We start from the raw sequence: 24,066 nt of genomic DNA, 5'->3' as shown, positions 1-24,066 counted from the left end.
TACTAAAAAGTCATTTTAAGTTTTACTCGACGCTGACTCGTTTTGCTTTGCTTATTGTGCGTAGCGCTCCGTGTCAGTGGGGTCGCATTATAGGGCGATGAATAAAAAGCGCAAGCGCTTTGTTCATTAAATTGCAAAAAAAGCACATTAAGACTAAAAAACAATCAAACCCTATGAAATAACAACTTTCTCTTAATGAAAAATTATATTTTTGTTTAATAATTACGCAAAGCGGAAATTAAGTATTGTAGAAAAGACAAAAGATGCAAATTATTTTTGTAAAAAGTACATCAGTAATTAAATAACCTCTGATGTACTCATCGGAGTACTTAAATATTTAGTACAGTAAACTATATAGCTTTCTACGGTAAGTTGCAGACAACGCATCACCATCAGGTAATGACGCTATGATATCCAAAAAGTCTTGCTTTGCTGACATAAAGTTCATATCTCGCTTTAGTATGCTTAGTAATAGTTCAAGCGCTTCTTCTTTTCTGCCCGCCTCACCAAACGCCTGAGCCAGCTTAATTTTAATATCATTATTATCAGGCTCTTCTGCAAGTGCTGAACTTAGCATTTTTATTTCCGGTGATTCCTGTACTTGCTGAGCCTGAATAAGTTTAGCTTGTAAGTTTTGATAATAAGCATCTTGCTCTTGTTCATCTACTGAATCCAATAATGCAGCAGCGTCTTCGAGTTTTTGAATTTGAATACATATATTAGCTAAAACGAGTTTCACACGAGTATTACTAGCATCTATATCATATGCCTGCTTTGCAAAACTAAAAGCTGAATTTAAATCATCAGAAGCTAATGCCTGCTTAGCTTGATCAAGTAATAATACTTCAGGTTTTGGTAAGTGTTCAGCCAGCGCTTTTTTTATTTCATCCTCACCTTGCGCACCTGGTAGCATATCTACGGGCGAGCCATTTTTTAACATCACTAACGTTGGAAGTGCTTGCAGACCAATTTGCTGAGCCAACTGTGATGCCAGCGCTTGCTGGAGGTCGCAATCTACAGTTGCAACTAATAAATGAGATTCATAAGCTGCCGCTAAATTTGATAATATTGAAGCTTGCGCTACACAATCTGGATTTTGAGCACTAAAAAAGGTTAGTAATATCAGTTTATCTTGATTTTGTTCACCCAGTACTTGCTGGATATTGTCAGGCGTCAGTTGAATCTGGTTAGTCATATCTTAATTTTTCGTTTTTGCTTGTTTTGTTTTATATTGTGGCAAATTGTATGATTGCAAGTCTAATTATTTGCTTTAGTTGTATTTCTACTACGCTTTTTAAACTTGCGTTTAAAGTTACGCGGTTTCGTTAATCCTTTTAGATTTGGGCTTTGCGTCTGTTTAGCTGCATAAACAAAATCATGTAGTTGCGTAATAAGAGGCTCCATGAAAACCGTATAGGTACATTCCTTACTTGCTATCTTCGCCAAATGAGACTCCCACAACGCAGTTCTATCTGGCAAAGTCAAAGACTCTGGTAACATATCAACCATGGCATGACCTACCTCGCTGGCTCTTATTTGCTTACCTTCACGGCGTAAAAAATCTCGTTTAAACAAAAGCTCTATAATACCTGCTCGAGTTGCCTCAGTACCTAGGCCATCTGTTTCTTTGAGAATTTTTTTTATCTCTGAATCTTTTACATATCGGTTGATCCCTGTCATCGCACTTAACAATGTTGCATCTGTATAATATTGAGGAGGCTGTGTATGCTTCTCTTGCACTTGCCCATCAACACATTGAACCTTCTGTCCTTGTTGTAAAGGTGGCAGAAAACTTGACAACGACTCTTCATCTTTACTTTGTTTAGTAAAAAGTACTTTAAAACCAACTTCGTTAACTTGCTTAGCTTTAGCAATAAACAGCCCACCCGCAACAGTTATATGCGCTGTAGTTTCATGATAGCTAAATGGTGAATAAAATTGTGCTAAATACTGACGACTGATCAAAGTATAGACTTGCAGCTCTTGGCTCCCCAATTGCGCCGACTTTAGCTGTTTAACTGTAGGAATAATTGCGTGATGGGCCTCGACCTTTTTGTCATTCCAACATTTGGACCTTAGCGACAAGTCTGCGCCTTCAATTTGCTCTTTACTACAACCTTTGTTATTCAAGACCGCTTTGAGTACAGTCTGTCTGTGCTGATAATGTTCGCTTGGTAAATAGCGATTATCAGAACGAGGGTAAGTAATTAACTTGTGCCTTTCATATAAGCCTTGACAAATATCGAGCACTTGTTTTGCAGACATACCATACACTTTGCCAGCATCAATCTGCAACGCAGACAAATTATAAGGCAGCGGTGGTGCTTGTTTTTTGGGTTTTTGCTCAAGTTTACTCACTTCCCCAGGTTGCCCCTTTATACGAGACACAACATTTTCAGCCAATTCTTTTACTAACACACGATTTTCTTCATCTAAATATGGCTTGCATGCGTCACTTGGCCGCCATTTAGCTATAAATTCTTCTCCTGCCTGCGTAGCTAAGTGCGCAAATACTTCGTAGAAAGGCTTAGATACAAATTCAGTAATCTCTTTATCGCGCCTGACTACTAACCCTAACACCGGTGTTTGTACCCTCCCTACCGACAACACACCTTGATAACCTGACTTTTTGCCTACCAAAGTAAATGCTCTCGTTAAGTTCATACCATACAACCAATCCGCACGTGCACGTGCAAGTGCTGAAACACTCAAGGGCACAAACAGCTTATTTGGTTGCATGGCTGCTAAAGCTCGCTTGACCGCAGGTAAATTTAAGTCACTGATCAGTAAACGTTGCGTAGTTTGCTTTTGTTGTGAAGTAAGACCAATAAATTGCAAAACTTCATCCACAAGTAGTTGACCTTCTCTATCTGGGTCACCAGCATGAATTATCATTTTTGCACGTTTAATAAGCTTTTTTAAAACACTTAGCTGCTTTTTAGTTTTGGGCTTGGCTTTAAATTGCCACTGCTGTGGGACTATCGGTAAATCTTGTTGCTGCCACTTCTTATATTTTGAATCGTAGTCTTCTGGTTCAGCTTGTTCTAATAAATGGCCAATACACCAAGACACAATACTGCCATCACCGGCTTCAATAAACCCATCTTGTTTTTTATGAGGCTTAGGTAGAGCATCGGCAATTGCTCGACCAAGAGATGGTTTTTCAGCAATATAGAGTTTCATAAAGTTAAACACATGCTCAACAACTGTATAAATTAACAGTTATTCTAAGCTATGTTACAACAATATACCAGTTTGCTCTATCTAGTCAGTACGATTCAAAATAAGAATATAATGTAAGTTAAGAACTTACGCCTATTTCTGAACTTTAACCTAAAGCCCTATGTTTAAATACAGCTTTACGTTTTAGTTCAAGGTTATCAAAGAAAACTAAACACCCTCATACCTCAAGGGCTAATTAGATTACTAGGGTCTGTTGATCTTTTAGGTATGAATTTTGTTCAAATCAAAGGCTTTCATTACGCGAAATTAGTAATGCAGCATAATAATTTATGTCAGTTGCGAATGACAAAGTAGTGGAAGCCTTTGGTTGAACCCTTTGGGCAGCGCCATTCGAGCATTTTTTCTACGTTATCACCTGACTTACATAGAATAACTATGCGACGCAGGTTCTGCCTTGCCAAAATACCCGAATGACTGCTGCAAAAACACACAGCAAAGATCAACAGACCCTAGCAACCTGTCACCACAGACTTTCTTTCATTGTTTTAACTTGGCAGCTATTTCATACTTCTCTACGATTGCATTAGCAATATCATTTAATTTTTCTTGTGTATTCCCAGCCGCAGCATTGGTAACAATAAATATTCCTAGCTCTTGCTTAGGGTAAAGCGCTAACCAGCTAGAAGTTCCAATTGATCCCCCGCTGTTATAGAGCATTGGTTTATTTGAATTGTATTTGTAGGTATTCCAAAAAAATGCATACCCATGCCCTCTATCACTTCCTGCAAGTAAGGTTTGCGACAATGTAACTTCTTCAGATAATGGGTTAAGCAAATACTGCATATAGCTTGATATTGAGCTTGTTGTTGATGTCAATCCCCCTTCTGCAAAAGAATAGGGGCTAAGTAATGGCTGCAAATTCCCTTGACCATCAGTTCCTTTAGTTATGTTACTGATCTCATGGTCGCTAAGACGAAACTTAGTATGTTCTTCACCCGATTTTTCAGTAATAAACTCAGTAATAAGCACCGAAAGTGGCTTGTTGTACACTTTTTCTAGGATATAACCGATAAGCTTCGCACCGGCATTTGAATATTGATACTCATCTCCAGGTGTTGAAGTAAGTTGATATTGAGCTAAATCTTCAAAGAACTTCGCTTTAGAATAGTTTGATACCAGCTCAATAACGCTGCCATTTTTTATATCTTCGCTGTTAAAGGCAAAATCTTGAGGTAGCGTGCTTTTATGTGTTACTAGGTGACGTAAAGTAATTGCTTTATTTGAGTATTGCAGGTTTTGATAACCCTCAGCGCCTAAATATACTCTAATATCCTCATCTAATTTCACTTTTTTATCCGTGACAGCCTTAGCAAGTAATAATCCAGTATATGTTTTTGTAATGGAGGCAATTTCATATACAGTCTCGCTGCCAAGTTTAGTGCCATCTGGAAATTGACCAAAATGCTTTTGAAAATTGTGTTTACCGCTAACAATGGCGATGGAGGCTACCTGAGCATTTTCCTCTATAATAAGTCGAGTAAGCTTTTTCTCTACAAATGACTCAAAATCTAACTTACTATCACTATTGCAAGCAGTTAAAATAAGTAAGGAAAAAATAACATAGGATACAGTTCGTGCTTTTATTAAGTGCGGCATTCCTTTTACCTTCATTAAAATTAGTCTGAATTAGCTATAATGACGAAATAATCCACCCGAAAAACCACCTTATCAAATAGTTACAATACTCACAACACACATTAGAATGCCTAAATTTCAATAAATCTAGTAATAAATTGTATGAGCTACTTTTGAAGTAATTATTATCATTCTAAAATAAGGTATACGCCTTGCTGAGGCTCTTCATCACCAAGAACATTAAAAATACTTTTGGTAGGTTATGTAATACTCAAATAGCCTGTAGATATAACAGGCTATTTGAGTTTGACTCAACCAGAACAGGACTGTTTGCAGAAGCTCTTTACTTCGTTTTCAATAAGTTCAACTGCGTATGCTTTTGTTCAACAATCAAAGTCATCGTGCTTGCTGCTTTTTCTACTTGATCTGCCAATTGTGATAGTTCTCTTGCTGCATCAGAAATCCCTGTCGTGTTACTATTAATTTCTTCTGTCACCACACTTTGCTCTTCAGCCGCTGTTGCAATCTGAGTTACTTCATTGGAAATATTAGCTAACATTTGCACCAATGTACCCATAGCCTGGGCAGACTCCTCACAGAATGAAACAGCAAGTTCCCCTTGAGATACTGAGCTTTCAATAATCTCTTCTGATTGATGAACTTCATGCGTTAAATTGTCAATGAGTTTACTTATATCATTTGTCGAAGCATGAGTTTTTGAAGCTAACGCTCGCACTTCATCAGCAACGACTGCAAAGCCTCGACCTTGCTCACCAGCACGGGCGGCTTCAATTGCGGCATTGAGTGCTAACAAATTGGTTTGCTCAGCAATTGCTCGGATCACATCTAGTATTTGAGAGATATCCGCACTGCGCTCTACCACTTTATTAATAGCTTGCTTAGCATCGAGTACTTGAGATGCCATTTTTTGTACTGTTTCGTTAGTTTTTACAATACTAGCTTCACTTTTTTGCACTTGCCCAGCGGCATCATTCGCACTCTGCGCTGCCTGCTCTGATGAACGTGCCACTTCAGAGGCCGTAGCACTTAGTTCATTTATCGCAGCGACCACACTGTCGATTTCATTATGCTGGTTCGCCACTTTATTTTTTATATTGATAGCAACTTCAGTGGTCTGGAAAGACTGCTGATAAGATTGTTCCGCCAGCTGTTTTAAGTCATCAATCATATTTCGTAACTTATCGGTGAATAAATTAAACCCCCTTGCTAATGCAATCAACTCAGCATGCGCACTTACTTCAAGTTTATGAGTGAGGTCACCTTCACTACTGGCTAAATTTTCTATTCGCTGTTGAATATGCGTCAAAGGTTTAATAATGGTATTAATTAGCACGATAGCAATTGCTATACCAACCATCGCAACAAGCACACCAACCACTAACATAGTTTGACTAAGCGAGTTTGCTGATTCTTCAAGCTCTTTAGCTAAAGACCTTGCTTGAGCAAGCACCACGTCTTTCGGTACTTCAATTAGCAATGACCACGTAGTATTTGCAAGCTTAATTGAAATAGGCAATGCAAGCGCTATATCATCACCTATTTCAAGTATGTCTTTTGACTGATGTAAGCCAAGCAACTGCTGAGCACGCGACGTTGGCATAGATTCTTTTAATGGTCTGGCCAAATTATCGTAATGACTTGAGCCAACAACCAAACCCAACTCACTCAGCAAAGTAACTTTTGCAGCACCGTTGTATAGAGCAGTTGATAATTCCTCAACTTGCTGCTGAAAAATAGGTAAATTTACATCGACCCCAACCAAGCCAACAAACCTCCCACTTGCCTGCACGGGTACAGTTAATGAGGTCATAAGAGTACCATCGTAAAGATATGGCTCCATTATACATGGCTTGTTTTTATCTTTGGCACATAGATACCACTCTGCTTCTCTTAAGCCAAATTCATTTTTGGAGTCTAAGTACTTATCTGCTGCTGCTACAACCTTTTGCTGCGAGATGCCAGCCGCATCACGAGTGAAATAAATTTCTAAGGTGCCATCTTGTGCAACTGAATGACTCGCGCCCGTTTTATATTGAGCATCTTTATTATCGTAGCCATTGGCTTCGAACTGCGCATACATTGAAGAAATAAACTTATTTTGCTGTAGCGCTCCAGCAACAGCATTTTGAACAACATCTCTTGGTAACGGCTGAGTTTGTGCTGAATTATTAAGTACCCCTGAAAATGTAAATGGTACACGATATGCTTCATTGATAAATCCGCCAACTCGCTGCGCGTAGTATCGACCCTGCGCAGTTAAACTACGTTGTGCCTCACTATATATTGCGCTTTGTACTTGCTTGTTTTGCTTTTCATTTTGCGCATTTAAATGCAGCCACATGTATAACGTCAGTAACATGACAAGGGATGTTACTAAAACGCCAACAAACACAAGCAACTTGCTTTTTATTGATGTGTGATTCATGAGTTTCCTTCTTTGTAAATGCAAACAATCAGCTTGGTTTACACAATTTATGCAGATAGGTGAATTTACCTTTGCCAAGCTTGCATACAGGGACGTCCAGCAAATACTCACTGTTGTCCATTTGAATTCTGAAATTACAGAGGTTTTATGAATTTATGCTCGTAGCACAACATAATCTAATTAGATGTGCAAGTACTGCTATTTTAAACGGCGATGAAAAAGGCATGATGCTTCATCATGCCTTTACCTAATACCAAATATCACACATCATCTTCAATATTATCTTTACCTGAAGTTCGCTCAATACTTTTAAGCTTATGATGGATAGCTGACTTAATTAACATGTAACCACTAATTGGCGCTGTTAGTAAAAGAAAAATCGAGATTAAAATTTCTTTTGCACTAATGCCCGTTTGTAATTGGCTAAAGTAAATCATTGCCGCGGTGAGCAAACTAGCCATACCTAATGTCGTTGCTTTAGTTGGTCCATGCAACCGCATAAAAAAATCTGGCATTTTTACTAAACCAATTGAACCAACTAATACAAAAAAACCACCAATTAATATTAATATGGAGATTATCCACTCAGATGTTTCAGACATATCCCCTCCTACTCTATGATGTCACCGCGCAGTAAGTATTTACATACTGCAACGGTACTAACAAACCCTAACATAGCAATTAATAACGCGGCTTCAAAATACAAACCCGTTCCCATATTCATACCATATAAAATAATCAACGCAATGCTGTTAATATACATGGTATCGAGCGCTAAGATACGATCAGGAATTGATGGTCCCACGACTAAACGCCATAAGTTTAGCAACAACGATAAACCAATCATTGCAAACACAATTAAAATCACAGTCTCTAACATTGAAAAATCTCCTTAAGCGGTGCCTCATAACGCTGCTTAATGGTTGTGATTAAAGCCTCTTCATCTTCTAAATTTAAAACATGAATTAACAAAAAGCGTTTTTCAGGTTTATCACCATTAGGTAAAGATTCACGCCATGGATATACTTCTGCACTGACTGTACCCGGAGTCAAAGATACGGTACTAGCCAAAATAGTTATTGGCATACTATGAGATAGATCAAGTGGTACTTTAACAAAGCCGGGGTTTAACTTTTTAGTTGGGCCAAGTATTAACAAAGCAACCTGCAAGTTTGCGGTAATAATGTCGTATAGCACCAAAAATAAATGACGTATCGCCAAACCTGGCCTGAGTATTAAGGGCTGCTTAGTTCTAAATGGTTGTGTTGCTAACGGGATCACAACTGCCAGTATTGCGCCAAGCAGAATGTGCCCAGGTGAAACACTATTGTTAAGAAGCAACCATACACAAAACAACATTAGGCTTCTAAAGGGCGTAGGCAGCCATGAAAAACGAGCTTCTAGGCGCATTATTGGCCTCCTTCTAAAACAACACTTAAATTGTTAGCAAAGTTATGCAACTCAGTTGCAGTCATTAATGAGTACTCACTTAGGGGACCCGCAAAAATAACCATCATTGGAGATGCTAATACCAACATTAACAGTGCACAGTATTGAGCAGGATGAACACGGTTTTGCTCTGCAACGTCCGGAGTTTTAGTTGTTGTATGATGCCAAAACAGTGTACTACCCGTTTTTGAAACAGCCAGTAATACAGCGAGACTAGCCAACAAGTACACCGGCCAAAAAACCATCGTATACTCAGTTTCAAAAGTAGCTTTCAAGAGCCAGATTTTTGCTACAAAACCAGATAATGGAGGCATACCAATGACTGTGACTGCCGCTAATAAAAAACATCCCCCTAGCAATAGAGGTTGTGTAACGGGCCGACCTGCTGTGATCCGATCACTCACTTTACCTCTTTGGCGTGCTATCAAATCTGCCAGTAAAAACAATGCTGCACTGACTAAAGTAGAATGCACGAGATAATATATTGCTGCTGCACTGGCTTGTATCGTTTGTACTGCAACCATCGCAACTAATGTACCTACTGAAACAATAACCAAATTCGCTGTCAGCTTTCGTAGGTCTTGACTCGCCATTACGCCAATGGCACCAACTAAAATGGTTGCAATTGCCAACCACCATAACCAACCTTGAGCCATCAGACTAAGCTCACCTGCATGCTCGCCAAAAATCATTGTGTAAACTCGCATGATTGAGTAAACACCCACTTTTGTCATAATCGCAAACAAAGCAGCAACGACAGGTAATGCTGTAGCATAAGTATTAGGCAACCATAGATGTAGAGGTAATAAAGCCCCTTTAAGCGCAAATACCACTAGCAGTAACAGTCCACCTATTTTTGCCAAGTAAATATCATCGCCTTGTAACATTGTTACTTTATGAGCCATATCAGCCATATTAAGTGTGCCTAGCACGCCGTATAACGTACCAAGTGCAATCAAAAATATAGCCGATCCAACTAAGTTCATAATAACGTATTGCAATGCAGCTCTAGTATTGTGCTTATCCCCGCCATGCATTAATAAGGCATAAGATGCTATCAGCAATACCTCAAAAAACACGAATAAATTGAACATATCACCAGTTAAGAACGCACCATTGACACCTAAAATTAAAAATTGGAGTAAAGGGTGAAAAAATGCCCCTCGTTCATCATCTCCTGCACAGGCATAAAGCGCACAAGCGAGTCCTAAGAAAGAAGTGAGGCTTACCAATAATACCGACAAAGGATCGGCCACCATCACAATACCAAATGGTGCAGACCAATCACCAATCGCATAAACTTGTGTACCACTGTCTTTTACATTTGCTAATAACAGTAATGACGCAGCTAGAGTAATGCTAGAAAAAATAACTGAGGCAACTCGCCTAATTGGCACACTCTTACCACACGGTGGCATAAGTAAAATAACAGCTGCCAACATTGGCAGCAGCACAGGTAAAGAAGTCAAATGCTGGATCATGCTTTACCCTTTTTATTATTCGATATTTCTTGACCGTTCACATGATCATTACCTAAATCAGCGCGGCCTCTTATAGCTAATATCACAACAAAAGCAGTCATCGCAAAACCAATTACGATAGCCGTTAATACCAAAGCTTGTGGCAATGGGTCTGCATATTCATTTGCATAACCCAATACTGCTGCTTTATTTAAGGTCAGTCGTCCTGAAGAGAACAAAAACAAGTTAACAGCATAAGATAACATGGTTAAACCAAGCACCACTGGGAAGGTGCGAGCGCGCAAAATTAAAAACACGCCACACGTAACTAACAACCCAACACAAGACGCATATAATAATTCCATTAAAAGTTTACCTCTTCTTTTGGTGCATTAGCGGTTACTTTACCTAAACTCGCTAAAATCATTAATGTAGCTCCAACAACCGTGATATACACACCTAAATCAAATACTAAAGCACTTGCCAACTCTATTTGTCCAATGACTGGCAAATCAAAATAATCAAACCATGATGTTAAAAATGGTCGTCCAAAGACCCAGCTACCTACACCGGTTAATATTGCGATTGCGATGCCTGATGCAATGATTTTTCTATAGTTGATAGTCAACCGCTCTGCTATCCAATGGGAGCCATGAGCAATATATTGTAAAATAAAAGCAATTGCTGTCACCAAGCCTGCAATAAAGCCGCCGCCAGGCAGATTGTGTCCACGTAAGAAAATATAAAAAGAAACCAATAATGCCAGTGGCAATAAACTTTGCGAAATGCTCGCTAAAAGCAGTGGATAACGTTCTTTAGCCCATGGCCGTCCTTCACTATCACTTGCAGGCATAAACAAAGGCAAGTTAATTAATAACTTATAAATACCTAATGCAGCGACTCCTAATACTATAATTTCTCCGAGCGTATCAAAGCCCCTGAAGTCAACAAGAATGACGTTCACTACATTGGTGCCTCCACCACCAATTTTGGCATTCGCAACAAAAAACTCAGAAATAGAATCATGAGGTCGTGTGATCATAGCGTAACAAATACTTCCCACTACAACCCCAATAGCTGACGAAATTCCAATATCTCGTAATACGCGAATAGAGCTTGACTCTTTTGGCGTACGCTGAGGTAAAAAGAACAATGCCAGCATTAATAAGATAATCGTGACGACTTCTACCGTTAACTGTGTCAACGCTAAATCTGGCGCAGAAAAACGTGTAAATGCGACAGATACCATTAGTCCAACAACTGATAGCATAAGTAAGGAAACCATCCGTACGTGATGCCAAATGACGGTCCCAATGGCTCCAATCATTAACAGTGCAGCACCAATACCATTATGGATATCAATATCTGTTGGCGCTTTTTGACCTACTAATTGTGCCATTTCAAACAAAGGCCAACCCGCACTTATTAACACCACCAAAAACATCAACATAAGGTAACGCTGTAATGACCCATTTTCTACAGCCACTACTTTTCGTTGGCACCACTTAACAATGTTATAAACGCTATTATCAAAAACCTTTTTAGCGTTTAAAGGAGGTAAAGAAGCTTGGAACTGAAATAAATAGCGTCGTTGAGTGTAAATGAATAACCCACCACAAACTGCGATAAAACTCATTAGCAGGGGTAGATTAAAGCCATGCCAGATAGCTATTTTAAACTCTGGTGGTGCTGTGCCTAATACAGCTGCCGATGCAACATTTAAAATACCATCAATAACAAAATTTGGAAACATTCCAACCAACAAGCAAATTGCGACTAAAACTTCAATAGGGACACGCATATACCTTGGCGGCTCATGGGGTTCCTTTGGTAATCCAATTGGGTCACCATTAAAAAACACATCGTGGATAAACCGTGCAGAGTAAGCAACTGAAAACGCAGCGGCAACAGTCGCCAATACCGGTATCAACCAAGACATAGAACCAAGCAGTTGCTGATATAAAGTTTCTGCAAAAAACATCTCTTTGGACAAGAAGCCATTCAGCAACGGTACCCCTGCCATAGAAGCAGCGGAAACCATAGCAAGTGTTGCGGTATAGGGCATAAACCGCCACATACCGTTGAGCTTACGCATGTCTCTAGTACCCGTTTCATGGTCTATTATGCCCGTTGCCATAAATAAAGACGCTTTAAATGTTGCATGATTTATGATGTGAAAAATCGCCGCTACCGTTGCAAGTTCAGTATCCAGTCCTAATAGCAATGTAATTAAGCCTAGATGGCTAATTGTAGAGTATGCTAACAACCCTTTTAAGTCATGCTTAAACAGTGCTACGTAAGCGGCAAAAAGTAACGTCGTCAAGCCAGTCAAACCAACAATCACAAACCATAAATCTGTACCAGCAAGCGCAGGGTAAAAACGCGCTAATAAAAATATCCCCGCCTTAACCATTGTGGCGGAATGTAAATACGCACTAACTGGTGTAGGTGCGGCCATTGCATGTGGTAACCAAAAATGAAATGGAAATTGTGCTGACTTCGTAAAGGCTCCAAGTAAAACCAATACTAAAATAACCTCATACAAACCATGGGCCTGTATTAGAGATTTACTTTGTAGGATGACATCTAAGTTATAACTACCAACCACATCGCCAAGCATCAATAGTCCAGCAAGCAGCGCTAAACCACCACCGCCGGTTACGGCCAAAGCCATACGTGCGCCTTTGCGCGCTTCTGATTTATGGCTCCAGTAACTTATCAGCAAAAATGAACTAATACTGGTAAGTTCCCAAAAAACCCACAGCTGTAGTACATTGTTAGACATAACAATACCAAGCATAGCGGTCATGAATAACATCAAATAAGAGTATAGTTTTGGCATTGAGTCTTTTTCGCTCAAGTAATAACGAGCATAAAAAATCACTAAAATACCAATACCAAGGATCATAAAGACAAAGAGTAATGCAAGTCCATCAAGCCTAAAGGCGATTTCCAGTCCTAGTAAAGGGACCCATGTCGCACTTTCTCGTAGTACCTCACCCGCAAATACTGCTGGTGAAAGATATATGGCTAAAGCAAGTGCCAATACAGGGGGAACCAGCGTCAACGCAGTTGATTGATTGCGTGACAATTTACCCAAAAATGAAGAAAAAATACTGCCGATAAAGGATAGCAATGGTATCCAAAGCAAAGTCATAAATTGAACCTTTTTATTTCAGTGTCGTAAATGTACGACATACACTGAGTATGGGTGTACTTTAACATGAATTCAGTCATTCTAAATTACATGTATAAGAACACAAAACTTTTCCAGTTATACTGTATTAGTGTTTGAGTTGTCTATAGTTACTCGAACTAGCAGGTGTCATTTTAGACAACTTTAACAAACAATTCAGATTAAATTCATATTTCGCTTGCACCTTCATCCGGTGCAGCTTCTGTTAGCCTTGATTTCAAGTTTGTAAATCTAGGTATTTGGTAACGTTTTGAGTTAATAGCATTTTGCCAAACTTGTCTATATTGATGCGATAAAGGCAATTCCTGAAACTGCATAATACTCCAATCTTTGCTCAATTTAAAAGCATCAAGTAGGCCATGTTTACACGTTTCGCTCTTGTACCACCCCTTTGCAGGTGGTTGCTTTGCAACAATTAAATTTGGGGCATGTTGCCCAGCGTGTCGACATAACCAACGCGCCTTACTTGGCGCAATAGCATATTCATCTTCAAATCCACTAAAGTGCATCAGCTCATGTAAAAACACTTGATAATTGCTACTGCTTGTAAGCGTCATTATACCATTAGCAACGTTTGCTTGGCCCACCTTCGTCATCATTATCACATAATCAATATTATTGAGCTGTCTATTGTATTGCTTAATCAATTGCTGTTCATCGCACCGCGCAAATTGTTGCTCGTTTATATAACAAGACATAATATCACCAATGTAAAACACCTCTGATAAGCAATAGCTGCCGACCATTGGCTCTGGTTGCTCAAGGTATTTTGCTTTTAATGACTCTAATTTCTTTACACCACTAAAGTGATCACTTATTAGTAAAATACGATTTTTGCAATTGCTTGCAAATATAGGGGGGGATAATAAAGTTGTAAGCTCTAGCTTAGCTAATACGCCTTTAGATAGGCTCTGAGGTACTACGCCTTGCTCACTTGCAAGCAATAATTGTAAGTCGCTAGGCAAGCCAAATTGACGCTCTAATCTTTTGAGTTGTTGAAGTGCATATTGTTGCACAAATACCTGTTGTAAGCGTGTTCGTTGCCCCTGGGTTCCAATGTCATAGTATTTTCTCCAGTACAGTTGACTTGCGCTATACTTCTTTCGCTGTGCAAGGCGAATAGACCATTCAAGCATGATTTCTGGCAAATTTAACGCTAATAAGGCCTCAATGGTAGACTCTGACAAAGCTTCCAGTCTGACACTTTGTTGCACTGAATAATAAGCTTTTGGATATGATTGCAAAAAATAATTACGCGAAACAGGCTCATTTAAATTGGGTTGATGATCACTTTGCGCTATCACCAACACCATCACGCAGCAAATTATGGCAGTTTTAACTGTCCTCATCATTTGCTAAAAGATCTAACTCTAGTCGAGCATACTTATGCTCAACGAATTCATAAACGTTTGTGGCAAGTACTAACTTAAAAAAATCTATTGCAACTTGCTTATCACCGCGAGCTTGGTAACGCTTGGCTAGATAAAAATAAGCTTCGCAAAGGCGCTCTGCATACTCTTGTTGACTCGAAACCCCTTCACCCAATTGCGCAAGGAATTGTCCCTCAGTTAGCTCTCCAAGATACAGTTGCACAAGTTGATTGGCCCATAACTCTTGGTCTAATCCATTACTGTTTAATCTTAATTGCTCAAGAGCTTGTTCATGGTCAAGTTGAGTTTGTGCTAAATACAACCACATCACACGATAGGCGTCTTGCGGTGAGCGCGCTAAGAATGCTGCTAAATCTTGGCTTGCTAAATTAGGTCGCTCACCATAATACAGTGCAATACCACGATTTAAATAAGCATATTCATGCGCTTCATCTAACTCTAAAACTGCATCAAACATTTCATAAGCTTGACCGTACTCTTGAGACAGCGTGTGATGAATACCAAGAAAGTTATATACCTCTGCTAAATCGGGCTTCATTTTTAATGCACGATTAAAATCTATACGCGCTAAAGTACTCAACCCTAAACTGTCATAGAGCATACCGCGATTATAATATAACTGTGCTTTTTGCTCTTTTGGCAAGTCACTTGCACTTAGTAGCTCTGAATAACGTGCTATTGCAATTTCATTCCTAAAATTGGCAGCAAGTGGCACACTCAATGGTACGTTAACGATATGCTGTGTAGTTTTTTCTGGACTCAATTGACAACCCATCAATCCGAGAAACACTAAGGGCAAAATAAATATGGATCTTAACTTCATGTCCTTCCTATCGTCGCTTAACTGCGCTTACATAGCGGCCATTAAAACATAAAAAAAGGGGCCATACAGCCCCCTTTTATTACTATCATGTTTTATTTACACAAAATTACTCAGCTGGCGCTTCAGGCGCTGGCGTTACTGGTTGCTCTTGTGCTTCTTTAATACTTAGACGAACACGACCTTGGCGGTCAACTTCTAGTACCTTAACTTTCACTTCTTGACCAACTGTTAGGTGGTCAGCAACATTATTAACACGTTCCGCACTAATTTGTGAAATATGTACTAGGCCATCTTTACCTGGTAATACGTTAACGAATGCACCAAAGTCTACGATACGTACTACTTTACCATTGTAAATAGTGCCAACTTCCAGCTCAGCAGTAAGTGCTTCAATACGAGAAATCGCATCTTTAGCACTCATACCATCAGTTGCTGCAATTTTGATTGTACCATCATCTTCAATTTCAATCGTAGTACCAGTTTCTTCAGTTAACTGGCGAATCGTTGCACCACCTTTACCAATTACTTCAGCAATCTTCTTCGGAGGAATGTTCATCGTATAAATACGTGGCGCAAACTCAGATAGCTCTTCTGATGGTGCAGCAAGCGCTTCATCCATTACAGACAAGATATGTAAACGCGCTGCTTTTGCTTGCTTAAGCGCAATTTGCATAATCTCTTTATTGATACCTTCAATCTTGATATCCATCTGTAGTGCTGTTACACCAGCGCTTGTACCTGCCACTTTGAAATCCATATCACCTAAGTGATCTTCATCACCTAAGATATCTGAAAGTACTACAAAGTTTTCTTCTTCTTTAACAAGACCCATCGCAATACCAGCAACAGAAGCTTTAATGGGCACACCTGCATTCATAAGTGCAAGCGATGAACCACATACTGATGCCATTGAAGACGAACCGTTTGATTCTGTGATTTCAGATACAACACGTACTGAGTAAGGGAACTCAGCAAGCGTAGGAAGTACAGCTTGTACACCACGCTTAGCAAGGTTACCGTGACCAATTTCACGACGCTTAGGAGAGCCAATGAAGCCAGTCTCACCCACACAATACGGAGGGAAGTTATAGTTCAACATAAAGTGGTTTTTATGCGTACCAGTTAAGTCATCGATAAGTTGTGAATCACGTTCCGTGCCTAAAGTTGCAGTAACCAATGCCTGTGTTTCACCACGAGTAAAGATAGCAGAACCGTGAGTACGCGGCAGTACACCCGTCATTACGTCTAGTGCACGAACCATATCTGGTTCACGGCCATCAATACGCTTCTCACCTGCGATGATGCGCCCACGGACAATTTTCTTCTCTAACGCACCAAATAACTTACCCACTTCTTGGGTATCTAGCACATCACCTTCAGCAAGTTCAGCTGTTAATGCTGCAACAACAGCTTCTTTCGCAGCTGAAAGTGCTTCTTTACGCGCTACTTTATCTGTAATGAAGTAAGCTTCACCAACTTTGTCAGCTGCAAGCTCAGCAATTTTGCCTGCTAAAGTTACGTTTTTCTCTGGCGCAGCCCAATCCCAAGCAGGTTTACCTGCCTGTGCTTTGAACTCTTCAACTGCTTTAACGATTGCTTGAGATTGCTCATGACCGTATACCACAGCACCTAGCATCTCTTCTTCTGACAATACGTCAGCTTCTGACTCAACCATAAGTACAGCATTTTCAGTACCAGCAACCACAAGGTCTAGCTTACTTTCTTCAAGCTCTTTTAAAGTTGGGTTAAGTACGTATTGACCATCAATATAGCCAACTCTTGCTGCACCAATTGGGCCACTAAATGGAATACCAGAAATTGCCAATGCAGCTGAAGTACCAATCATCGCAACCATATCTGGTTGGATCTCAGGGTTTACTGAAACAACCGTTGCAATTACCTGTACTTCGTTAACAAAGCCATCTGGGAAAAGTGGACGAATTGGACGGTCAATTAAACGTGCAATCAAGGTTTCGCCGTCATTTGGGCGACCTTCACGCTTTAAGAAACCACCAGGAATACGACCCGCAGCATACATACGTTCTTGGTAGTTTACTGTTAGTGGGAAAAAATCTTGACCTGGGCTTGCTTCACGTTTGCCAACAACAGTTACTAAAACTGATGTATCACCAATGCTTGCTAGTACTGCGCCGTCTGCTTGACGTGCGATAGCACCTGTTTCTAAGGTCACTGTGTGTTGACCTAATTGAAATTCTTTAATAATTGCTTGCACAAATATTTCCTTAATAAAACAAATATGAACGCCAACAACTACCAATTACAGTCTTAAACAGACTCTAAAATCTACTTAAGCACTACAATTGGCAAAAGATGTCAGCGTAATTTCAGCCCTATGCTGAAGTAGCCTAGTATACTTGTACTGCAGCCACAAAAAAAGGGGCGATTAGGCCCCTTTTTTGATGTTGGCTAAAAAGCCAACAAGTAATCAAATTATTAGCGACGTAGGCCAAGTTCTTTGATTAGTGCTGAGTAACGCTCAACGCTTTTACCTTTAAGGTAATCAAGTAAGTTACGACGTTGGCTAACTTTGCGAAGAAGACCACGACGAGAGTGGAAGTCATGCTTGTGGTTAGCAAAGTGACCTTGTAGCTTATTGATATCATTCGTCAAAAGTGCAACTTGCACTTCAGGTGAACCAGTGTCGCCTTCAGCACGTGCGAATTTTGCTACGATTTCTGCTTTTTCTTGATTGCTTAGTGACATAATAACTCCAAAATAAATTTAAATTGTGCTTTAGCCGATCACTAATTCAGCCAAAGCGAGTAAGCGGCGCGCATTGTATCAACAATCAGCGCCTGAAACTAGTAAAAGTTATTGATTGGTTGCTAAGGCTCGCTTTGCTTTTAAATGGCCATCGATATTACGCTCACCTATACCAATAAATTTATGATCTGCTATGACTTTAATGATACCGTCAGGTACTTCCCCACACACCACAACTTGACCATGACTAAATGCTTTACCTTGCTCTTGCGTTATCTCAATGACGGGTAAATCCACTAATGCGGTGTCCATTGGCAACAGTAAATCATCAAGATATGTTGAAGGCTCTAAGCCTTCTGTCTTTGCTTGTTGCAGTTTTTCTTCAAGTTGCTCAATTGTTACCATTTTCTCACTTGGATAATGGCCTACTTTTGAACGATGTAGCATAATAACATGCGCGCCACACCCAAGCTTTTCACCTAAGTCGTCAACAATAGTTCGAATATAGGTGCCTTTAGACACATGTGCTGTCATTTGAATTTCTTCATTTTCAGCATCGTATTCGTCAAGCGTCAAGCTATACACATTGATTTTGCGGCACTTTCTTGGTACTTCAATACCTTCTCGGGCATATTTGTACAATGGTTGCCCTTGGTACTTCAAGGCAGAATACATTGATGGATACTGATCCGATTCACCTAAAAAACTTTCAACAGCACTGTGTAATGCTGATTTTTCAACATTCACAGGTCTTATTTCAACCACTTCACCATCAGAATCTGATGTTGTGGTCCGTTCACCTAATTTAGCACGTACAACATACGTTTTATCGGTATCTAATAAAAACTGAGTAAACTTGGTCGCTTCACCAAAACAAATGGGTAACATGCCAGTTGCCAACGGATCTAATGCACCGGTATGACCCGCTTTTTGTGCAAAATAAATACCTTTGGCTTGCTGTAGCGCTTTATTTGAAGAGATACCTTCGGGTTTATGCAGTAATATAATACCGTCAACCGGACGGCCTTTAGAACGCCTTGCCATTATTCTTGCTCATCTTCCGATGACTCAGGACCACGTTTTTCGTTGTCTTCACGAATAACCGAGTCGACTAAGTTAGAAATTCGCATACCTTCTAGCAACGAGTTGTCAACCACAAAACGCAACTCAGGCATGATACGCGCACGAATTCTTTTACCTAAAACGGAGCGAATGTAGCCTGTTGCATCGTTTAAAATAGCAACACTTTGCTTAGTTTTGTCTTCATCGGTCGTATTAAGTACCGTGATAAAGATTTTTGCGTAAGATAAATCCCTAGAGACTTCTACAGCTGATACCGTCACAAAGCCCAAACGGGGGTCTTTAATTTCGCGTTGGAGAATAACCGCAATTTCTTTTTGAATTTGCTGAGCGACTCTGTCTGTGCGAGAAAATTCTCTCATTTTCACCACTTATAAAATTAACTTATTGAAAAATAATAACAAGTTTTATTTAAACACAATAGACAAATGGGGGCATTAGCCCCCATTTAAATCATTATATCAGTATATATTTACAATGAACGTTGTACTTCGACCGTTTCGAATACTTCGATTTGGTCTCCAACTTTAACATCATTATAATTCTTAACACCGATACCACATTCCATACCATTACGTACTTCTTGCACATCATCTTTAAAGCGACGTAATGATTCAAGCTCACCTTCGTAGATTACTACGTTGTCACGAAGTACGCGGATTGGCGCACTACGCTTAACGATACCTTCAGTAACCATACAACCTGCAATAGCGCCAATTTTTGGTGATTTAAATACATCACGAACTTCAGCAAGGCCAATGATTTCCTGTTTAAACTCAGGTGCAAGCATACCTGACATCGCCTGCTTAACTTCTTCAATTAGGCTATAGATAACGCTGTAATAACGTAAATCTAGATTTTCAGATTCAACTACTTTACGCGCTGAAGCATCAGCACGTACGTTGAAGCCTACAATGATAGCATTTGAAGCCGCAGCAAGTGTAGCGTCAGTTTCAGTGATACCACCCACACCAGACCCTACAATCTTAACCTTAACTTCATCAGTAGAAAGCTTAGTAAGTGAGTCAGCGATCGCCTCAATAGAACCTTGAACGTCTGCTTTGAGTACGATATTAACTTCAGATACATCACCTTCGGTCATATTAGTAAACATGTTCTCTAGCTTCGCTTTTTGCTGGCGAGCAAGCTTAACATCACGGAACTTACCTTGACGATATAGTGCTACTTCACGCGCTTTACGCTCATCTTTAACAACTGTCGCTTCATCACCAGCAGCTGGTACACCAGATAGACCTAAAATCTCAACTGGAATTGAAGGACCTGCCGTTTTAATATCTTTACCATTTTCATCGCGCATAGCACGAACACGGCCATACTCAAGACCACACAGTACGATATCACCTTGACTTAACTGACCTGATTGTACAAGTACTGTTGCAACAGGACCACGGCCTTTGTCTAGACGAGACTCGATAACAACACCAGCAGCCGAGCCCTGTGTTGGTGCAGTAAGCTCTAATAGCTCTGCTTGCATCAATACAGCTTCAAGTAATGCGTCAACACCTGTCCCCGCTTTTGCAGAGATATGAACAAACTGTACGTCACCGCCCCACTCTTCAGGAATAACGTCAAGTTGAGCCAACTCGTTCTTAACTCGGTCTGGATCAGCACCTTCTTTATCCATTTTATTAACAGCAACAATCAGAGGTACACCTGCCGCTTTCGCGTGCTGTACCGCTTCTTTAGTTTGAGGCATTACACCATCATCTGCTGCTACCACAAGGATAACGATATCTGTCGCTTTAGCACCACGAGCACGCATTGAAGTAAACGCTGCGTGTCCAGGAGTATCTAGGAAAGTGATCATGCCACCTTCTGTCTCAACATGGTATGCACCAATGTGCTGAGTAATACCACCCGCTTCACCCGATGCAACTTTTGCACTACGGATATAGTCAAGGGTAGAGGTTTTACCATGGTCAACGTGACCCATTACTGTCACTACTGGTGCGCGCGATTCAGTTGAATCAATTTCAGAGCGGTCATTTAACACTTGCACTTCTAGCTCATTTTCTTTAACTAGAACAACTTTGTGACCCATTTCTTCAGCAACTAACTGAGCGGTTTCTTGGTCGACAACTTGGTTAATCGTAACCATATCGCCCATTTTCATCATTGTTTTTACAACTTCAGCACCCTTAACGGCCATACGAGATGCAAGCTCTGCAACTGTAATGGTTTCGCTAATACGCACTTCTTGCTTCACATCCGTCACTGGTTTTTGGAAACCATGCTGCAATGAAGTTGGCGCTTTAAGTTTACCTTTGCGGCCTCTTGCTGGCGCTTCGGCTTTAACTGGCGCTTTCTTTTTCTTCTTACGACGAGCACTTTTCTCTTCACGTGCATCTGACTCATCTTCTGCTTCTCGTGCATAAGTTGAGGTCGTTAAGTGATGGTCAGCCGTTTCTTCACGTTTACGGCGTTCCTCTTCTTCTTTTTTCCAACGAGCTTCATTTTCTTCAGCTAGTTTACGCGCCTCTTCAGCTTGGCGCTTCGCTTCTTCTTCAGCTTTTCTCAATGCTGCCTCTTCTGCTTCTTTTTGCAGACGCTCAGCTTCAATGCGGTCTTTTTCAACTTGTGCATTATCCACTTTTTTGTCTTGCGGTTCGTTAGCTTTGCGTTGGGCTTGTGCCTTACGCTTAGCTTCCTCTTTGGCCTTACGCTCAGCTTCTTCTTTTGCTTTACGTTCGGCTTCTTCTTTCGCTTTTTGCTCAGCGGCTTGTTGCGCTTTTTGCTCAGCTTCTTTGCGTGCAGCTTCTTCTTCAGCTAAACGCTCTTGCTCTTTTTGCTGGTCAATTGAACTCTTTTTAACATAGGTACGCTTTTTACGCACCTCAACAGAAACTGATTTTTCTTTACCTGTAGAGCCTTTTACACTCAACGTACTTTTACTTTTACGTTGTAAAGTCATACGATCCGGGCCTTCAGCTCCCTTACCACCATGTTGCTTGCTTAGGTGATCAAGTAGCTGTGCTTTTTCAGGTTCAGTTACGCTGTCATCTTTGCCTTTGGTGATCCCTGCATCATTCAACTGCTGCAGCAATTTATCAACAGTTGTATCAATAGTCTCGGCTAGTTTCTCAATGCTCACTTCTGCCATAGTGTGTGTTACCTCCGTTAATAAATTATGCGTCTTCACCAAACCAACAAATATTACGTGCAGCCATAATAAGCTGCCCAGCTTCTTGCTCTGATATTTCTGTTATTTCTACTAGCTCATCAATACCTTGTTCGGCTAAGTCTTCAAGCGTCACAACGCCTTTACTTGCCATCACAAATGCAAGGTGGCGCTCTAACCCTTCCAAAGCCAATAGGTCTTCTGCAGGCTCTGCATCTTCTAAACTTTCTTCTGTTTTCAATGCTTTTGTTGTTAGTGCATCTTTAGCACGGTTACGAAGCTCTTCAACCGTATCTTCGTCTAAACCGTTAATCTCTAAAAACTCAGCAACAGGAACATAAGCAACTTCTTCTAACGTAGAGAAACCTTCGTTAATAAGTATCGTTGCAAAGTCATCATCAATGTCTAGGTTTTCAGTAAATAAGTTTACTAACTTGTCAGACTCTTCAGCATTTTTGGCTTCCATGTCTTCGACTGTCATAACGTTTAGTTCCCAGCCAGTTAACTGGCTAGCTAGACGAATATTTTGACCATTACGACCGATTGCTTGTGCAAGGTTATCTGCTTCTACAGCAATATCCATTGAGCGTGAATCTTCATCCATGACGATTGAAGCCACTTCAGCCGGTGCCATTGCATTAATCACGAACTGAGCAGGGTTATCATCATAAAGCACGATATCTACGCGCTCACCACCAAGCTCGGTAGAGACAGCCTGAACACGAGCACCTCGCATACCTACACATGCGCCGACTGGGTCTATACGTTTGTCGTTAGACTTTACCGCAATTTTAGCACGAGAACCTGGGTCACGGGCAGCACCGCGTAGCTCAATCATCTCTTCACCAATTTCTGGCACCTCAATGCGGAACAATTCCATCAGCATTTCTGGCTTAGAACGTGTTACGAATAATTGGGCACCACGCGCTTCGGGTTTAACATCATATAACAAACCACGTACTCTATCACCCGGTCTGAAGCTTTCACGTGGCAGCATATCTTCACGATAAATAACCGCTTCAGCATTATTTCCTAAGTCAATAACAATTGCATCACGCGTGGCTTTTTTAACCACACCAGTCACAAGTTCACCTTGTTGATCTTTATAAGCTTCAACCACTAATGCACGTTCTGCTTCACGTACTTTTTGTACGATAACTTGCTTGGCCATTTGTGTGGTGATACGGTCAAATTTAATCGATTCAATTTGTTCTTCTACGTAGTCACCAAGCTGAATTTCAGGCTCTTCAACTTGAGCAGCTTCATGAGTAATTTCTGCATATGGGTTTTCTAACGAACCGTCTTCTTGTGGGTTCACTACCATCCAACGACGAAAGGTGTCGTATTCACCGGTTTTACGGTCAATTGCAACGCGAACTTCAATGTCGCCAGTGTGCTTTTTCTTTGTTGCAGTCGCTAGTGCGAACTCTAATGCCTCAAAAATTTTTTCTCTTGGGACTGCCTTCTCATTGGAAACGGCTTCTGCCACCAATAATATCTCTTTTGCCATAGGTAATGCCTCGCTTGCCCTTGTCCTTCG

General features: G+C 40.4%; 18 protein-coding genes. All 18 read right to left on the bottom strand.

Annotated elements, in window-relative coordinates:
- Nucleotides 1–337 precede the first annotated feature (337 nt).
- Entirely contained in the window at nucleotides 338–1,195 is an 858-nt protein-coding gene (locus OCI93_RS12380) for a tetratricopeptide repeat protein (RefSeq protein ID WP_261626512.1), read from the bottom strand.
- 62 nt (nucleotides 1,196–1,257) lie between these two features.
- The gene (locus OCI93_RS12375) at nucleotides 1,258–3,183 is read right to left on the bottom strand and encodes a DNA topoisomerase III (protein ID WP_261626511.1); all 1,926 of its coding nucleotides are present in this window, start codon (nucleotides 3,181–3,183) and stop codon (nucleotides 1,258–1,260) included.
- A 537-nt stretch (nucleotides 3,184–3,720) separates the two neighbouring features.
- Nucleotides 3,721–4,839, bottom strand: coding sequence for a serine hydrolase domain-containing protein (locus OCI93_RS12370; RefSeq protein WP_261626510.1), 1,119 nt, complete (start codon nucleotides 4,837–4,839; stop codon nucleotides 3,721–3,723).
- A 322-nt stretch (nucleotides 4,840–5,161) separates the two neighbouring features.
- Nucleotides 5,162–7,264: a methyl-accepting chemotaxis protein gene (locus OCI93_RS12365; protein WP_261626509.1), complete on the bottom strand. Its 2,103-nt coding sequence runs from the start codon at nucleotides 7,262–7,264 to the stop codon at nucleotides 5,162–5,164.
- Between the two features lie 260 nt (nucleotides 7,265–7,524).
- Nucleotides 7,525–7,866, bottom strand: a complete 342-nt coding sequence (locus OCI93_RS12360; RefSeq protein ID WP_261594334.1) for a Na+/H+ antiporter subunit G — start codon at nucleotides 7,864–7,866, stop codon at nucleotides 7,525–7,527.
- Nucleotides 7,867–7,874: 8 nt separating this feature from the next.
- Nucleotides 7,875–8,144: a K+/H+ antiporter subunit F gene (locus tag OCI93_RS12355; protein WP_261594335.1), complete on the bottom strand. Its 270-nt coding sequence runs from the start codon at nucleotides 8,142–8,144 to the stop codon at nucleotides 7,875–7,877.
- Nucleotides 8,138–8,674, bottom strand: coding sequence for a Na+/H+ antiporter subunit E (locus OCI93_RS12350; protein ID WP_261594336.1), 537 nt, complete (start codon nucleotides 8,672–8,674; stop codon nucleotides 8,138–8,140). Before OCI93_RS12350 ends, OCI93_RS12355 begins: the two co-directional genes overlap by 7 nt.
- Nucleotides 8,674–10,194: a monovalent cation/H+ antiporter subunit D gene (locus OCI93_RS12345; protein WP_261626508.1), complete on the bottom strand. Its 1,521-nt coding sequence runs from the start codon at nucleotides 10,192–10,194 to the stop codon at nucleotides 8,674–8,676. The genes OCI93_RS12350 and OCI93_RS12345 overlap by 1 nt, the downstream gene beginning before the upstream one ends.
- Nucleotides 10,191–10,538, bottom strand: a complete 348-nt coding sequence (locus OCI93_RS12340) for a Na+/H+ antiporter subunit C (RefSeq protein WP_261594338.1) — start codon at nucleotides 10,536–10,538, stop codon at nucleotides 10,191–10,193. The genes OCI93_RS12345 and OCI93_RS12340 overlap by 4 nt, the downstream gene beginning before the upstream one ends.
- On the bottom strand, nucleotides 10,538–13,330 hold the full coding sequence (locus OCI93_RS12335) for a monovalent cation/H+ antiporter subunit A (protein ID WP_261594339.1): 2,793 nt from the start codon (nucleotides 13,328–13,330) through the stop codon (nucleotides 10,538–10,540). Before OCI93_RS12335 ends, OCI93_RS12340 begins: the two co-directional genes overlap by 1 nt.
- A gap of 206 nt (nucleotides 13,331–13,536) precedes the next feature.
- Complete coding sequence (locus tag OCI93_RS12330; RefSeq protein WP_261594340.1) at nucleotides 13,537–14,721, bottom strand: hypothetical protein; 1,185 nt, start codon at nucleotides 14,719–14,721, stop codon at nucleotides 13,537–13,539.
- Entirely contained in the window at nucleotides 14,705–15,583 is an 879-nt protein-coding gene (gene nlpI, locus OCI93_RS12325) for a lipoprotein NlpI (RefSeq protein ID WP_261594341.1), read from the bottom strand. Before nlpI ends, OCI93_RS12330 begins: the two co-directional genes overlap by 17 nt.
- A 106-nt stretch (nucleotides 15,584–15,689) precedes the next feature.
- Nucleotides 15,690–17,816, bottom strand: a complete 2,127-nt coding sequence (gene pnp, locus OCI93_RS12320; protein ID WP_261626507.1) for a polyribonucleotide nucleotidyltransferase — start codon at nucleotides 17,814–17,816, stop codon at nucleotides 15,690–15,692.
- A gap of 221 nt (nucleotides 17,817–18,037) precedes the next feature.
- Entirely contained in the window at nucleotides 18,038–18,307 is a 270-nt protein-coding gene (rpsO, locus tag OCI93_RS12315) for a 30S ribosomal protein S15 (RefSeq protein WP_261594343.1), read from the bottom strand.
- Nucleotides 18,308–18,415: 108 nt separating this feature from the next.
- Nucleotides 18,416–19,351: a tRNA pseudouridine(55) synthase TruB gene (gene truB / locus OCI93_RS12310; protein WP_261594344.1), complete on the bottom strand. Its 936-nt coding sequence runs from the start codon at nucleotides 19,349–19,351 to the stop codon at nucleotides 18,416–18,418.
- Nucleotides 19,351–19,749, bottom strand: coding sequence for a 30S ribosome-binding factor RbfA (gene rbfA / locus OCI93_RS12305; RefSeq protein ID WP_261594345.1), 399 nt, complete (start codon nucleotides 19,747–19,749; stop codon nucleotides 19,351–19,353). Before rbfA ends, truB begins: the two co-directional genes overlap by 1 nt.
- 110 nt (nucleotides 19,750–19,859) lie before the next feature.
- Nucleotides 19,860–22,508: a translation initiation factor IF-2 gene (infB, locus tag OCI93_RS12300; RefSeq protein WP_261626506.1), complete on the bottom strand. Its 2,649-nt coding sequence runs from the start codon at nucleotides 22,506–22,508 to the stop codon at nucleotides 19,860–19,862.
- 25 nt (nucleotides 22,509–22,533) lie between these two features.
- Nucleotides 22,534–24,036, bottom strand: coding sequence for a transcription termination factor NusA (gene nusA / locus OCI93_RS12295; RefSeq protein WP_261594347.1), 1,503 nt, complete (start codon nucleotides 24,034–24,036; stop codon nucleotides 22,534–22,536).
- Nucleotides 24,037–24,066 lie beyond the last annotated feature (30 nt).

It is taken from the genome of Pseudoalteromonas holothuriae, from assembly GCF_945859825.1.
Lineage (GTDB): Bacteria > Pseudomonadota > Gammaproteobacteria > Enterobacterales > Alteromonadaceae > Pseudoalteromonas > Pseudoalteromonas holothuriae.
This window is presented reverse-complemented; position numbering and strand designations above follow the sequence as displayed.

Excerpts from the sequence above, each read along its gene's own strand:
- OCI93_RS12380 (WP_261626512.1), bottom strand. The coding sequence starts at position 1,195 with ATGACTAACCAGATTCAACTGACGCCTGACAATATCCAGCAAGTACTG.
- rpsO (WP_261594343.1), bottom strand. The coding sequence starts at position 18,307 with ATGTCACTAAGCAATCAAGAAAAAGCAGAAATCGTAGCAAAATTCGCA.
- OCI93_RS12360 (WP_261594334.1), bottom strand. The coding sequence starts at position 7,866 with ATGTCTGAAACATCTGAGTGGATAATCTCCATATTAATATTAATTGGT.
- truB (WP_261594344.1), bottom strand. The coding sequence starts at position 19,351 with ATGGCAAGGCGTTCTAAAGGCCGTCCGGTTGACGGTATTATATTACTG.
- infB (WP_261626506.1), bottom strand. The coding sequence starts at position 22,508 with ATGGCAGAAGTGAGCATTGAGAAACTAGCCGAGACTATTGATACAACT.
- nlpI (WP_261594341.1), bottom strand. The coding sequence starts at position 15,583 with ATGAAGTTAAGATCCATATTTATTTTGCCCTTAGTGTTTCTCGGATTG.
- rbfA (WP_261594345.1), bottom strand. The coding sequence starts at position 19,749 with ATGAGAGAATTTTCTCGCACAGACAGAGTCGCTCAGCAAATTCAAAAA.
- OCI93_RS12350 (WP_261594336.1), bottom strand. The coding sequence starts at position 8,674 with ATGCGCCTAGAAGCTCGTTTTTCATGGCTGCCTACGCCCTTTAGAAGC.
- OCI93_RS12370 (WP_261626510.1), bottom strand. The coding sequence starts at position 4,839 with ATGCCGCACTTAATAAAAGCACGAACTGTATCCTATGTTATTTTTTCC.
- OCI93_RS12375 (WP_261626511.1), bottom strand. The coding sequence starts at position 3,183 with ATGAAACTCTATATTGCTGAAAAACCATCTCTTGGTCGAGCAATTGCC.
- OCI93_RS12340 (WP_261594338.1), bottom strand. The coding sequence starts at position 10,538 with ATGGAATTATTATATGCGTCTTGTGTTGGGTTGTTAGTTACGTGTGGC.
- nusA (WP_261594347.1), bottom strand. The coding sequence starts at position 24,036 with ATGGCAAAAGAGATATTATTGGTGGCAGAAGCCGTTTCCAATGAGAAG.
- OCI93_RS12330 (WP_261594340.1), bottom strand. The coding sequence starts at position 14,721 with ATGATGAGGACAGTTAAAACTGCCATAATTTGCTGCGTGATGGTGTTG.
- OCI93_RS12355 (WP_261594335.1), bottom strand. The coding sequence starts at position 8,144 with ATGTTAGAGACTGTGATTTTAATTGTGTTTGCAATGATTGGTTTATCG.
- OCI93_RS12365 (WP_261626509.1), bottom strand. The coding sequence starts at position 7,264 with ATGAATCACACATCAATAAAAAGCAAGTTGCTTGTGTTTGTTGGCGTT.
- OCI93_RS12345 (WP_261626508.1), bottom strand. The coding sequence starts at position 10,194 with ATGATCCAGCATTTGACTTCTTTACCTGTGCTGCTGCCAATGTTGGCA.
- OCI93_RS12335 (WP_261594339.1), bottom strand. The coding sequence starts at position 13,330 with ATGACTTTGCTTTGGATACCATTGCTATCCTTTATCGGCAGTATTTTT.